Origin of the sequence: Paraburkholderia dioscoreae, assembly GCF_902459535.1 — a bacterium.
Classification (GTDB): domain Bacteria; phylum Pseudomonadota; class Gammaproteobacteria; order Burkholderiales; family Burkholderiaceae; genus Paraburkholderia; species Paraburkholderia dioscoreae.
Map to the genome: position 1 here is coordinate 2,495,503 of NZ_LR699553.1, position 12,664 is coordinate 2,508,166.

Here is a 12,664-nt window from a genome sequence, read left to right on the forward strand (position 1 = left end):
GCTCAATCAGCCCGCCGAGAAAAACGGCTTGCCCAACGATGCAGGTGCATTCAGCCGAATCGTGTTCGGATTGCGCGAAATCAGCACCAGCACGACGACCGTCGCGACGTACGGCAGCATCGCGAGGAATTGCGTCGGCACCGGCACGCCGATTGCCTGCGCATAGAACTGCAGCCCGGTCACGGCACCGAACAGCAGCGCGCCGATCAGAAGACGCCCCGGGCGCCACGTCGCGAACACGACCAGCGCAAGCGCGATCCAGCCGCGGCCCGAAGTGAGCTGCTCCTGCCACAAATGCAGGTTGACGATCGAGTAGTAGCCGCCCGCGAGCCCCGCCATGCCGCCGCCGAAGGCCACCGCGCCGTAGCGCACGCCGACTACCGGAAAACCGACTGAGTGCGCCACCTGCGGCGATTCGCCGACCGAGCGCAGCACCAGACCCGCGCGCGTGCGGTAAAGGAACCAGCCGATCACCGCGAACATCAGGAACGCGAGGTAGTCGAGCGGCGTGAGGCTGAAAAGCGCGGGCCCGAGCACCGGAATCTTCGAGAGGCCGGGAATGGTCCACGTGTCGATGGTCGCGCGCACCGCGGCCGACGTGTAGGGCTTGCCGACATACGCCGAGAGGCCGATGCCGAAGATTGTCAGCGAGAGGCCGGTGGCGACCTGGTTGGCGAGCATGGTGAGCGTGAGAAAGGCGAACAGCAGCGACATCGCGAGACCGGCGCCGATCGCGGCGAGCACGCCGAGCCACGGGTTGCCGGTGATCGCGGTGACCGCGTAGCCGCTCACCGCGCCCATCAGCATCATGCCTTCGACGCCGAGGTTGAGGACGCCCGATTTTTCGGTGACGAGTTCGCCCGCGCCCGCGAACATCAGCGGGATCGCGGCGGTGACGGCGCTCGAGGTGAGCGCGCTGGCTTGTTGAATGTCCATTTGGATCCGGCGCAAAAAATCAGTGAACGATATGCAGTGTGCGAGTCAGTGAACCTGGGCAGCCAGGGTTCGGCGGCGCACACGGTAGTTCACGAACAGATCGGCACCCAGCAGGCAGAACAGCAACAGCCCCTGGAACACGCCGGACAGCGCCTGCGGCAGTTGCATCGAAGTCTGCACCGCTTCGCCGCCGAGATACAGCAGCGCCATCAGCAGGCTCGCGAGCACGATCCCAACCGGATGCAGCCGCCCCACGAACACGACGATGATCGCGGTGAAGCCATAACCCGGCGACCACGTGGCCTGCAATTGCCCGATCGGACCAGCGATCTCCCCCATGCCGGCGAGGCCCGCGAGGCCGCCGCTGATCAGCAGCGAGGTCCAGATGGTTTTCTTGTCGGAGAAACCGGCGTAGCGCGCGGCGAGCGGCGCGAGACCGCCGACGTTCATGCGGTAGCCCGCGAAGCTCTTGCGCATGAAGACCCACACGAGCGGAATCGCGATCAGCGTGACGAATACCGAGGCGTTCAGGCGCGTGCCGCGCAGCCATTTGATGTGCCAGTCGCCGGCGAAGGTCGGATAGAGCGCGTCGCCGCCGAACATCTCCGAAAGCGGGAAGTTCATGCCTTGCGGGTCGCGCCATGGGCCGCTCACCAGATAGATCAGCAGTTGCGTGGCCACATACGTGAGCATCAGGCTGACGAGAATCTCGTTGGTGTTGAAGCGGCTCTTGAGCAGCGCCGGAATCGCCGCCCACGCCATGCCGCCGAGCACGCCGGCGATCATCATGGTCGGCAGAATCCACCAGCCGCTGGCCTGGTCGAAATAGATCGCGACGCCGCTCGCGGCAATGCCGCCGAGCAGCATCTGCCCTTCGGCGCCGATGTTCCAGACGTTGGCGCGATAGCCGATGGCAAGACCGAGGCCGATCAGGCACAACGGCGACGCCTTCAGCAGCAGCTCGGACCAGCCGTTCACGCTGGACAGCGGCTCGATGAAAAATGCGTGCATGGCCTGCAGCGGATCGCGGCCGACGAGGCTGAAGATCAGAAAGCCGATCGCGAGCGTGAGCAACGCGGCGATCAGCGGCACGGCGAGCTGCATGGTGCGCGAGGGCGTCGTGCGTGCTTCGAGTCGATACGGAAGGATCATGGGTAGCGTGTGATTTATAGGGTTCTCGTTCTGATGCGGAGCGACGTCACGCGTATTCGCGAGACAGACGCCGGCTCAGGCATGCGCCGGCTGTTCCGCGGAAGGCGCCGCGCCCTCGCGCTCGCCGAACAGGCCCGCCATCCAGCGGCCGATTTCCTCGGCGTTGGTCGCCCCCGTGGCGCGCACCGGCGAGAGTCTGCCGCCGGCGAGCACCGCGATGCGATCGCAGATGTCGAACAACTCTTCCAGTTCCTCCGAGATCACCAGAATCGCCACGCCGCGCGCCGACAGGTCGAGTAGCTGCTGACGGATGAACGCCGCCGCGCCCACGTCGACGCCCCATGTGGGCTGCGCGACCACCAGCACCTTGGGCGCCTGCAGAATCTCGCGGCCCATGATGTACTTCTGCAGATTGCCGCCCGACAGACTTTGCGCGAGCGCTTCGGAGCCGCCGCAGCGCACGTCGAAAGCGTCGATGCAGCGCTTCGCGAACGCGCGCATCGCGCCCGACCTGATCCAGCCCGTCCTCACCATCTGCTGACGATGCGCGGTCAGCAGCGCGTTTTCCGACAGCGTCATGGCCGGCACCGCGCCGCGGCCGAGGCGCTCCTCCGGCACGAAGCCGAAACCGAGCGCGCGCCGGCCGCCCGCGCCGAGCCGCCCGGCCGCCTTGCCGCAAATCGTGACCGCGTCGGCGCGCACGCCCCGCTTTTCGCCCGACAGGGCCGACAGCAGTTCGGCCTGCCCGTTGCCCGACACGCCCGCAATGCCGAAGATCTCGCCGGCATGCACGCCGAACGACACGTCACGCAGCGACGTGCCGAACGGGTCGTCGCTTTCCACCGAGAGTTGCTTCACGTCGAGCAGCACCGCGCCCGGGTTGTGCTCGCGCCGCGTGTAGTCCGGCAGCGAATGGCCGACCATCAATTGCGCGAGCGACGCGTGGGTTTCGCCTTTGGGCCTCACGTGACCGGTCACGCGGCCGCCGCGCATCACCGTCGCGGTGTCGCACAGTTCCTGGATTTCGTCGAGCTTGTGGCTGATGTAGAGAATGCTGCAGCCTTCGGCGGCCAGCCGCCGCAGCGTCTCGAACAGCTTGCGGACCGCTTGCGGCGTCAGCACCGAAGTCGGTTCGTCCATGATCAGCAGACGCGGGTTCTGCAGCAGGCAGCGCACGATCTCGACGCGCTGCCGCTCGCCCACCGTCAGGCTATGCACGTGGCGCTGCGGATCGATGTCGAGGCCGTAGTCGGCCGAGACTTCGCGAATGCGCCTGGCGAGCGATTTCAGATCGAAGGGTTCGTCGAGCGCGAGCGCGATGTTTTCGCCGACCGTGAGCGTCTCGAACAGCGAAAAGTGCTGGAACACCATACCGATACCCAGCTTGCGCGCGGCCGCCGGGCTCGCGATCTCGACCGTCTGACCTTCCCACTGCATCTCGCCGGCGTCGGGCCGCACCGCGCCGTAGATGATTTTCATCAGCGTGCTTTTGCCGGCGCCATTTTCGCCGAGCACGGCATGGATTTCGCCCGGCGCGACGATCAACGTGACGTCGTCGTTGGCTCGCACGGCCGGATATTGTTTGGTGATGCCCTGAAGCATCAACCGGGGCGCCGTCTGTGCCGGCCTGTCCGCCGGCTGCGCGGCGGCGCCGTTGCTATAAGAAGAGTCGCTCATGTGATTCCGTAGTGCGTCAGTGACTTCCGGATACAGCGCGTTCGCCGCCCTTGCCGGCAAGCGATCCGTCACCACAACCGGATGACAATACCTAATTCGACCCAGTCAGTCGAGCCATCAAAATTCCCCGCAAACCCGCGTCGCAGCGCGCTCTGCGGGTATGCCACCCTTGACGCGGTTTTTCGTTCATATTAAAAGTCATATACACCCACGCCCACTCGATCAGCCAGAACATATATTTCGGAGAAGTCATGAGTCAGCAACGCGAGGCGATCGATACCTACCTATTACGCGTCTTGCACACCCTGTTGATGGAACGCAGCGTCACGCGCGCGGCCGTCAAACTGAATCAGTCACAACCCGCCATCAGCGCGGCGCTGCGCCGTTTGCGCGACATCACCGGCGACCCGCTGCTGGTGCGCGGCAAATCCGGCATGGTGCCGACGGAATACGGCCTGCGCCTGCTCGAACCGGTGCAGAACGCGCTGCGCGAGATCGAACGCATCAAGTTCCAGCAGCACAACTTCGATCCGGCCACGTCCATTCGTTGCTACCGGATCGGCTGCCCGGACTATCTGAACGTGCTGTTCGTGCCGACGGTGGTTGAGCGCTTCCGGCAGGCCGCGCCGAACGCGACGCTCGAGTTTCATTCGCTGGGCCCGGCGTTCGACTACGAACTCGCGCTCGAAGACGGCAAGCTCGACATCGTGGTCGGCAACTGGCCGGAGCCGCCCGAGCAGTTGCACCTGTCGAACCTGTTCGTCGATCAGATCGTCTGCCTGATGAGCAACGCACATCCGTTCGCCAAACGCGGCGGGCTCACACTCGACCAGTACCTGAATGCGCCGCATCTTGCGCCTACTCCTTATTCGGTGGGCCAGCGCGGCGCGATCGACGTGCATCTCGCGCGCGAGCGGTTAAAGCGTCATGTCGTAGTTACGTTGCCGTACTTCAATCTGGCGCCGTACGTGCTGATCAAGTCCGATCTGATCTTTACGACCACGCGCCTCTTTGCCGATTACTACGCCAAATTCCTGCCGCTCACGGTCGTGCCCGCACCGCTCGATTTCCCGCCAATGCAGTACTACCAGTTGTGGCACGAACGCGTGCATTACTCCGACGAAGTGCGCTGGCTGCGCAGCCTGGTCGCTGAAGCGACCAGGACGTTGATCGACAAGCCTTGAAGCTTTTACGTTTATGTGGGTTATCGGCGGCGCTCTGCGTCTCATCACCGATAGCCCTGCTCTTGCGTTACGCCGCTCCCTCGTAGAGCGTCTTCGCCAACCGGTTGTGTTGCTCGATCACCGGCCCGAGCTCCAGCGTCGTCAACTGTCCGTCCTTCACGACCACCTTGCCGCCGATCACGCTGCAACTCACTTGCGACGGCGCGCAGAACACGAGCGCCGCAACCGGATCATGCAACGCGCCCGCGAACAGCGGCTGACGCAAATCGAACGACACGAAGTCCGCCGCCATGCCGGGCGCCAGCGCGCCGATATCGTCGCGATTGAGCACCTTCGCGCCGCCGAGCGTGGCGATTTCCAATGCTTCGCGCGCGGTCATCGCATCGGGACCAAAGCCGACTCGCTGCAGCAATAAAGCCTGGCGCACTTCGGCGACCATCTGCGCGCCGTCGTTCGACGCCGAGCCGTCGACGCCCAGGCCCACCGGCACGCCCGCCAGACGCATGCGCCTGACCGGCGCGATACCCGAGGCGAGCCGCATGTTCGAACACGGACAATGCGCGACGCCGGTGCCGGTGCGCGCGAACAGTTCAATGCCCGCGTCGTCGAGTTGTACACAGTGCGCGTGCCACACGTCGTGACCGACCCAGCCGAGGTCTTCCGCATACTCCGCCGGTGTCATGCCGAACTTCTCTCGGCTATACGCGACGTCGTTGATGTTCTCCGCCAGATGCGTATGCATCGACACACCGTACTGCCGCGCCATGACTGCCGATTCGCGCATCAGATCGCGGCTCACCGAGAACGGCGAGCATGGCGCGACCACCACGCGCAGCATCGCGTAACGCCCTTCGTCGTGGTACGTCTCGATCAGGCGCTGCGTGTCCTTCAGAATGTCCGCTTCACGTTCGACCACCGAATCCGGCGGCAGGCCGCCGTCTTTCTGCCCCACGCTCATGCTGCCGCGCGCCGCGTGAAAACGCATGCCGATCCGGCGCGCCGCGGCGATGCTGTCGTCGAGCCGGCTGCCGTTCGGATAGATATACAAATGGTCGCTCGAAGTCGTGCAACCGGACAGCAACAGCTCGGCCATTGCCGTCAGCGTCGAGACTTCGATCATCTCCGGCGTGAGGTTCGCCCACATCTTGTAGAGGCTCGTCAACCAGCCGAACAACTCGGCGTTCTGCGCGGCGGGAATCGCGCGCGTCAGGCTTTGATACATGTGATGGTGCGTGTTCACGAGACCCGGAATCACCAGGTGGCCACGCATGTCCAGCACTTCGTCGGCCGTTTGCGGCAATTGCGCCGTCGGTCCGACCGCGACGATGCGGTTGTCCTCGATATACAGGCCGCCGTCGCGCAGTTCGCGCCGGGCGCCATCCATCGTGACCAGCACGTCCGCGTGCTTCACCAGCATCGTTTTCTTCGGCTTATTCGTTTGATTAGCCGCTTGTTCCATCGTCATTCGTTTCTCCGCTTCATTGCTTCCGTGCAAAGCCGTTCGAACGCGATGTGACGGCACGCCACCGTGCCGCCGCGTCGCATGGAACGCCGTTGGCCCGGTTACCCAGCGCGTTTGCGCCGTCTTCGGGGTGGGTTGCGGCCGGATCGTCGTCGATTCCCGTTTGCTGCAACGCACAGACGTAACCTTCGACGGCCAAAATAATGCTGGCAACTCACGCCAATGCGATACCCAACTTCACGCCGCCGATATAGTGGGCCTTTTTTGGCGCCGGTACGATCCGCCGGTAAGACAAATACGCTGTCATGGTCGAAGGAATCGGCTCTTTTCGGCTTTCAGCAGGCTGTCTGTCATGCGCCAGGTATTATCTTTCCTATCTCGCGCGCGCTGAGCGGAACAACCTTTTTACAATGGCTGCCACGGCGCTCGCTTCAATTCGCCGACGGGTATGTAGCCACTGACGTGGAGCCTCGATCCGCCGCAAACGTATCTGGATCGGGCTGCCGCCGAAACCTCGCATTCACATAAGGAAAATTGCGAATGGGAAAGCTCACTACCCATGTGCTCGACACCGCGAACGGCCGTCCCGGCGCGGGCATCAAGGTCGAACTCTTCGCGCTCTCGGGCGACACGCGCCGCGCGCTCAAAACCACCCTGACCAATGACGACGGCCGTTGCGACCAGCCGCTGCTCGAAGGCGACGCGCTGGTTCCGGGCGAATACGAACTCGTGTTCGGCGCCGGCGACTACTTCGCGTCGATCGGCACGAAGGTGCCGGAGCCGCGTTTCGTCGATCGCGTCGTGTTGCGCTTCGGCGTGGCCGATGCCAGCGCGCATTATCACGTGCCGCTGCTGGTGTCGCCGTGGTCGTACAGCACGTATCGCGGCAGCTAGCGAGACATCTGCCGCGAGCTGTCGGGAAAACGAGGTCGAGATCGCGCCGCCTGACGATCGCGCCCGATTGCATTGCGCAGATGCTCGCTGAGCCACATGCGAGCACCCGCGAAACGCAATCGAACGCACGCGGTTGCAGCGAACCCGATCCGCCCCGACAAACCAATAAAAAACGGCGTCGTGCGAACTGAGCGCACCGCGTCTTTCGCCCCGCGATCCGCGCTCTGACGTGCCGCCCTGCCAACGACCCGCCAACCGGGTTCCAGAAGGCGCAAAACGTCGTTGCGTGTACAACGAATCAGAAGTGGAGGAGTTTCATGGAAGGCTTTATCACAGACTGGTTGAATCTGGCGATTCGCTGGTTTCACGTCATCGCCGCGATTGCATGGATCGGCGAATCGTTCTATTTCGTCGCGCTCGACAACAGCCTGAAGCCGCCCGCGGACCCGAACCAGCGCAAGCGCGGCGTATTCGGCGAACTGTGGCACGTGCACGGCGGCGGCTTCTACAACATGCAGAAGTACACCGTCGCGCCGCCGGAAATGCCGGAGGATCTGCACTGGTCGAAGTGGCCTTCGTACACCACGTGGCTCTCGGGCTTCGGTCTCTTTACCGTGCTGTATCTGTTCTCGCCGAGCACCTACCTGATCGACAGGAACGTGCTGGATATGGGCCCGGTGGTCGCGGTCGCCTCGGCGCTCGGCTTCCTCGCCGCCGGCTGGATCGTGTACGACTCGCTGTGCCGCATTCTCGGCAACAAGGACAAGGTACTCGGCGTCTGCGTCGGCGTGTACGTGCTGATCGCGGCATGGCTCGCGTGCCATATCTTCGCGGGCCGCGCGGCCTATCTGATCATGGGCGCGATGCTGGCCACGATCATGTCGGCCAACGTGTTCTTCGTGATCATTCCGGGCCAGCGCAAGATGGTCGACGCCATGCTCAAGGGTGACACGCCGAATCCGATCTACGGCAAGCGTGGCAAGCAGCGTTCGGTGCACAACACGTATTTCACGTTGCCGGTCGTGTTCGCGATGCTGTCGAACCACTACGCGATGACCTACACGCATCCGTACAACTGGGCCGTGCTGCTGGTCATCATGCTGGCCGGCGCGCTGATCCGTCAGTTCTTCGTGATGCGTCATCGTGGCCAGGTGCTGTGGTATCTGCCGCTGGTCGGCATCGCGCTGATGTTCGTCGCCCTCTTTTGGACCATGCCGAAGCCGGTGGTGTCGCAAGCCCAGGCCGCGAACTCGCCGGTGCTCAAGGTGGCCGATATCGCACCGGTGCTGCAGCAGCGCTGTGTGGCTTGCCACTCCGCGCATCCGACGATGATGGGCAGCGCGCCGGCCGGCGTGCTGCTGGATACGCCGGATGAGATCTCGCAGAACGCGCAGCGGATCTATCAGCAAGCCGTGACGCTGAAGGCCATGCCGCTCGGCAACGTGACGCATATGACCGACGACGAGCGGATGAAGATCGCCGCGTGGTTCGAAGGTGGTGCGGTGAAGTGATGACCGGCCGGGCGCGCGGCCCGGCATGGCAAAAGATGAGCAATGTGAAGCGGGCTTTTCGCGCGAGCGGAAAGCCCGCTTTTCTTTGGCCGCCTCGGCGTCGGTTCCTTAAACGCTAATAGTCAGTTGTAGCCTTTAGATATGAGCGTGTCCGTGCTCGTGCGGCTGCTCGAAGCGGCAGGCTACGACCTCAAGTTCGTCGCGCATGGACACGGGCGCACGCTCGAAGACATCCTCGCTGAACAAGGCAATCCAGGCGCGAACTCATGAGGCTCGATGTTCAGGTACTGGGCAAGAATGTCGCCACGCTATTTCGCGAGCGCGACGACTACGTCCTCAAATACAACCTCAACGCGAGCGCGGCGGACTTCGTCAGCCTGACCATGCCGGTGCGCGACGAGGCCTGGCGCTGGCCGCGCGATCTGCATCCGTTTTTCCGGCAGAACCTGCCGGAGGGTTATCTGCTGAATCTGATCCGCGAGCAATTCGGACCGTTGCTCGACGGCACCACAGCATCAGTGATGCTGTGGGTTCTTTTTAAGTCAACCTGCCAGCTACGTCAAAGCGATAGAACTCAAACCGCCACCGCGCTCAAAGCATCTTCCGTGAGCCACAACGACTCGGCCAGATCCTGCTCATTGAGATTGAGCCCGTCCCCGCCGCGATCGACAACGAGAAAGTCGCTCACTTCACCCAACGCAATCAGCGGATGGTGCCACACGCCCTTCGCATAGTTCACGCCCTGCCAGCCGCTCGTCACGAACGCGCGAATCCTCGACGCATCCAGCTCGCCTGCCGGCACCACGACCACCAGATACGGCTTGTCGTTCAGCGGCACGAACGCCTGGCTGCCAAGCGGATGCCGCTCGAGCATCTTGACCTCGAACGGCAGCGTGCGCGGCTGCCCGCGAAACAGGTTCACGAGCGGACGGCCGTTCTCGTCGGCGACGTCCACTTTCGCGAGATCGTGATAGCGGATCGTCGTGCCGAGGTTGATCGGAATCTGCTTCGCGCCTTCGAGTTCGATCACGTCGCCGAATGCGGCGAACGCTTCCTTCGTCAACGGTTCGATCGCGAGCGTTTTCATGATGCGAGCGTGCCCCACAGACGCAGACGCGACACGCCGCCGTCCGGAATGATATTGAAGCGCACGTGCGTCACCGGACCCAGCGCCGCGATTTCGCTTTCGAAATAGTGCTGGTTGTCCATCTTCAGCTTCTGTTCGCCGAGTAGCACCGGCCAGAACATGGCTTGCGTGATCAGCGAACTGTCCGTGCCGCCCGTCACGTACGCGGCCTGAATCGAGCAGCGGTCCGGATAGTTGCCCTTGAAGTGCGCCGTATCGACTTCGATCTTTCTGATCACGCCCGGTTGCGCCAGCGCGACGATGGCCCAGTCGTTGCCCGGCTCGCGACGGCGGCGCGTTTCCCAGCCATCGCCCATATTAACGCCGCGGCCCGGCATCAGGATCGTCGACGCGGCGCCGAAGTGCTGGTTGTTCGCGGCGACCAGATAAGCGCCGTTTTCCATCGCGGCCAGATCGAACTGTTCCGTGCGGCTCGCGCCGGCCCAGTCGACTTGCGGCTGACCATACACGCGAAGACGCGCAATGCCGCCGTCCGGGTAAATATTCACACGCAGGTGCGTATACGCGTTCGCGTCGCTGACTTCATGATAGTGGTGGCTATTGCCCTGCAATGTGGTCGACGCAACGATTTCGGTCCACTGCGTCGACTGGTTCGGCACGCCGTCCACCACGCGCGCGGCTTCGACCGATGCCGCCGGCGGGAAGTTACCCGTGAAGTGGCTGGTGTCGAGATCCAGGCCCTTGATCACGCCCGGACGCGCCAGCTTCACCACGCACCAGTCATAACCGGTGACGCGCTTGCGGCGCGTTTCCCAGCCGTCCATCCATTTGCCGTTGTCGTCGTACTTGCCCGGAACGAAAACGGCCGGTTCTGGATTCAGCATGCGTTCCTTCGGTGCGAAGAAATCGTCGCTGGCCTCGAGCGCCTGCGCGCCCAGACGCGGGTCCGCCAGGTTCACATAGCGGCGCGTGAATTCCGGTGCGTTGGGGTCGAGAATCGGGAGTGCCATTTTTGTCTTCCTTGATATTTGCCAGTGCTGAAAAACGTTTCGGGTTCGAGGTTCGCGACGCGTGGTTCAACCTCACGCGTCGATCAGGTCGTCGAGCCGGAAACGTGCGATGCGGTAGATCTGATCGAGGCTCGCGCGCAGTTCTTCAGCGCGGCTGTTGTTCACGCGCGCCTCGAAGTTCGCGATGATGCCGTGACGGTCATACCCGCGCACGGCGAGGATGAACGGAAAGCCGAACTTCTCGCGATAAGCGGCGTTCAGCGCGAGCAGTTTGTCGAATTCTTCCTGCGTGCATTGTGCGAGCCCGGCGCCGCTCTGCTCACGCGTGGATTCGGCCGTCAGTTCGCCGCGCACGGCGGCCTTGCCCGCGAGTTCCGGGTGAGCGTTGATCAACGCCAGTTGCCTGTCTTCGCCGGCCGTCTCGACCACGTTCGACATCTTGCGATGCAACTCGTCGATGCTGGCGAACGGCCGTTGCTGCGCGGCAATTTCCGCGACCCACGGCGAGTGCTCGAAAATGCCCGACAGCGCTGCCACGAACGCGTCGGTCGAGATGCTGTTGAGTTGGTCCAGAGTGTATTGCATCGCCTTCATGCCGCTGTCCCGCGGTTGCCTCGTTGGTAAGGGTGATGTTCGCGCCAGTGGCGCGCAATGTCGACGCGCCGCGTCACCCACACGCGATCGTGCTGTTCGATATGATCGAGAAAACGTTGCAGCGCGCGAAAACGACCAGGCCGGCCGAGCAGACGGCAATGCATGCCGATGGAAAGCATCTTTGGCGCTTCGTCGCCCTCTTCGTAGAGCACGTCGAATGCATCGCGCAGATACGTGAAGAAGTGGTCCGCCGTGTTGAAGCCTTGCGGGCTTGCAAAGCGCATGTCGTTGGTGTCGAGCGTGTACGGCACGATCAGTTGCGGCACCGTCGCGCCGCCGGTAACGCCGACGTCCATCCAGAACGGCAGATCGTCGCCGTAGTAGTCCGAGTCGTAGAGGAAACCGCCGTATTCGGCGACCAGACGACGCGTATTGGGACTGTCACGGCCGGTGTACCAGCCAAGCGGACGCTCGCCCGTCACACGTTCGATCGCTGCCATGCCGAGACGCATGTGCTCCGCTTCTTTCTCCGGCGACACGTCCTGATAGTGAATCCAGCGATAGCCGTGGCAGGCGATCTCATGGCCGAGTTCCACGAAGGCGCGCGCCAGTTCCGGATGCCGCTCGATCGCCATACCTACGCCGAACACCGTAAGCGGCAGGCCGCGCTTTTCGAATTCGCGCAGGATGCGCCACACACCCGCGCGCGAGCCGTATTCGTAGATCGACTCCATGCTCATGTGGCGAGCCGGATAAGCCGCGGCGCCGACGATTTCCGACAGGAACTGCTCCGAGCCGGGGTCGCCGTGCAGGACGCAGTTTTCACCGCCCTCTTCGTAGTTCAGGACGAATTGCACCGCGACACGCGCTTGCCCCGGCCAATTGGCCTGCACCGGGTGGCGGCCGTAGCCGGTCAGATCGCGTGGGTAGTTCGGGTCGAGTGGCATGGTTTGACGAATGCGTGGTGATGGTACGTAAAATTCGCGTGGAATTCACGCGGCAGGCACGTGGGGCTGACGTGAGATGCACGCTGCGTACATCTCGCGCCGGCGCAGGTCGTAAAACACCGGAAACAGCACGTGAAGCGGCAGAAAAAAACCCTTCAGGCACCCCGCGCCGAGTTGGACCAGTGTAGCGAAAACACCCGGACCCGCCCA

11 protein-coding genes and 2 pseudogenes are annotated in these 12,664 nt (G+C 63.3%); 5 read left to right on the forward strand and 8 right to left on the reverse strand.

What is annotated here, in order from left to right:
• Window positions 1-6: 6 nt before the first annotated feature.
• The 3 genes from PDMSB3_RS11065 to PDMSB3_RS11075 form a co-directional block, all read right to left on the reverse strand.
• Window positions 7-936: an ABC transporter permease gene (locus PDMSB3_RS11065; RefSeq protein ID WP_007181597.1), complete on the reverse strand. Its 930-nt coding sequence runs from the start codon at window positions 934-936 to the stop codon at window positions 7-9.
• 45 nt (window positions 937-981) lie between these two features.
• Window positions 982-2,088 (reverse strand): ABC transporter permease, encoded by a 1,107-nt coding sequence (locus PDMSB3_RS11070; RefSeq protein WP_007181596.1) that lies wholly within the window; start codon window positions 2,086-2,088, stop codon window positions 982-984.
• A gap of 75 nt (window positions 2,089-2,163) precedes the next feature.
• Window positions 2,164-3,765, reverse strand: coding sequence for an ABC transporter ATP-binding protein (locus PDMSB3_RS11075; RefSeq protein WP_165186153.1), 1,602 nt, complete (start codon window positions 3,763-3,765; stop codon window positions 2,164-2,166).
• 251 nt (window positions 3,766-4,016) lie between these two features.
• Here PDMSB3_RS11075 and PDMSB3_RS11080 point away from each other — a divergent pair, with 251 nt between their 5' ends.
• Entirely contained in the window at window positions 4,017-4,949 is a 933-nt protein-coding gene (locus PDMSB3_RS11080; RefSeq protein ID WP_007181594.1) for a LysR substrate-binding domain-containing protein, read from the forward strand.
• Window positions 4,950-5,016: 67 nt separating this feature from the next.
• On the opposite strand, the gene PDMSB3_RS11085 is transcribed toward PDMSB3_RS11080, so the two are convergent.
• Window positions 5,017-6,414, reverse strand: a complete 1,398-nt coding sequence (locus PDMSB3_RS11085; RefSeq protein ID WP_165186156.1) for an 8-oxoguanine deaminase — start codon at window positions 6,412-6,414, stop codon at window positions 5,017-5,019.
• Between the two features lie 537 nt (window positions 6,415-6,951).
• On the opposite strand from PDMSB3_RS11085, the gene uraH reads away from it, so the two are divergent.
• The 4 genes and pseudogenes from uraH to PDMSB3_RS11105 all read left to right on the forward strand — a co-directional run.
• Complete coding sequence (gene uraH / locus PDMSB3_RS11090) at window positions 6,952-7,305, forward strand: hydroxyisourate hydrolase (protein ID WP_007181592.1); 354 nt, start codon at window positions 6,952-6,954, stop codon at window positions 7,303-7,305.
• Between the two features lie 317 nt (window positions 7,306-7,622).
• Window positions 7,623-8,816, forward strand: a complete 1,194-nt coding sequence (locus PDMSB3_RS11095; RefSeq protein WP_007181591.1) for a urate hydroxylase PuuD — start codon at window positions 7,623-7,625, stop codon at window positions 8,814-8,816.
• A 138-nt stretch (window positions 8,817-8,954) separates the two neighbouring features.
• A pseudogene (locus PDMSB3_RS11100) lies at window positions 8,955-9,086 on the forward strand (transcriptional regulator); the annotation flags it as partial.
• A pseudogene (locus tag PDMSB3_RS11105) lies at window positions 9,083-9,340 on the forward strand (HipA N-terminal domain-containing protein); the annotation flags it as partial. The pseudogenes PDMSB3_RS11100 and PDMSB3_RS11105, both read left to right, overlap by 4 nt.
• A 50-nt stretch (window positions 9,341-9,390) precedes the next feature.
• On the opposite strand, the gene PDMSB3_RS11110 reads toward PDMSB3_RS11105, so the two are convergent.
• The 4 genes from PDMSB3_RS11110 to puuE all read right to left on the reverse strand — a co-directional run bounded on the left by PDMSB3_RS11110 (window position 9,391) and on the right by puuE (window position 12,454).
• Complete coding sequence (locus PDMSB3_RS11110; RefSeq protein ID WP_007181590.1) at window positions 9,391-9,903, reverse strand: ureidoglycolate lyase; 513 nt, start codon at window positions 9,901-9,903, stop codon at window positions 9,391-9,393.
• Complete coding sequence (gene alc / locus PDMSB3_RS11115; RefSeq protein ID WP_007181589.1) at window positions 9,900-10,913, reverse strand: allantoicase; 1,014 nt, start codon at window positions 10,911-10,913, stop codon at window positions 9,900-9,902. Before alc ends, PDMSB3_RS11110 begins: the two co-directional genes overlap by 4 nt.
• 72 nt (window positions 10,914-10,985) lie before the next feature.
• Window positions 10,986-11,507, reverse strand: a complete 522-nt coding sequence (gene uraD / locus PDMSB3_RS11120) for a 2-oxo-4-hydroxy-4-carboxy-5-ureidoimidazoline decarboxylase (protein WP_007181588.1) — start codon at window positions 11,505-11,507, stop codon at window positions 10,986-10,988.
• Entirely contained in the window at window positions 11,504-12,454 is a 951-nt protein-coding gene (gene puuE, locus PDMSB3_RS11125) for an allantoinase PuuE (protein WP_007181587.1), read from the reverse strand. The genes uraD and puuE overlap by 4 nt, the downstream gene beginning before the upstream one ends.
• Between the last annotated feature and the right edge of the window lie 210 nt (window positions 12,455-12,664).

Coding starts and splice junctions, on each gene's coding strand:
- PDMSB3_RS11065 (WP_007181597.1), bottom strand. CDS start 936: ATGGACATTCAACAAGCCAGCGCGCTCACCTCGAGCGCCGTCACCGCC.
- uraH (WP_007181592.1), top strand. CDS start 6,952: ATGGGAAAGCTCACTACCCATGTGCTCGACACCGCGAACGGCCGTCCC.
- PDMSB3_RS11080 (WP_007181594.1), top strand. CDS start 4,017: ATGAGTCAGCAACGCGAGGCGATCGATACCTACCTATTACGCGTCTTG.
- uraD (WP_007181588.1), bottom strand. CDS start 11,507: ATGAAGGCGATGCAATACACTCTGGACCAACTCAACAGCATCTCGACC.
- PDMSB3_RS11070 (WP_007181596.1), bottom strand. CDS start 2,088: ATGATCCTTCCGTATCGACTCGAAGCACGCACGACGCCCTCGCGCACC.
- PDMSB3_RS11085 (WP_165186156.1), bottom strand. CDS start 6,414: ATGACGATGGAACAAGCGGCTAATCAAACGAATAAGCCGAAGAAAACG.
- alc (WP_007181589.1), bottom strand. CDS start 10,913: ATGGCACTCCCGATTCTCGACCCCAACGCACCGGAATTCACGCGCCGC.
- puuE (WP_007181587.1), bottom strand. CDS start 12,454: ATGCCACTCGACCCGAACTACCCACGCGATCTGACCGGCTACGGCCGC.
- PDMSB3_RS11110 (WP_007181590.1), bottom strand. CDS start 9,903: ATGAAAACGCTCGCGATCGAACCGTTGACGAAGGAAGCGTTCGCCGCA.
- PDMSB3_RS11095 (WP_007181591.1), top strand. CDS start 7,623: ATGGAAGGCTTTATCACAGACTGGTTGAATCTGGCGATTCGCTGGTTT.
- PDMSB3_RS11075 (WP_165186153.1), bottom strand. CDS start 3,765: ATGAGCGACTCTTCTTATAGCAACGGCGCCGCCGCGCAGCCGGCGGAC.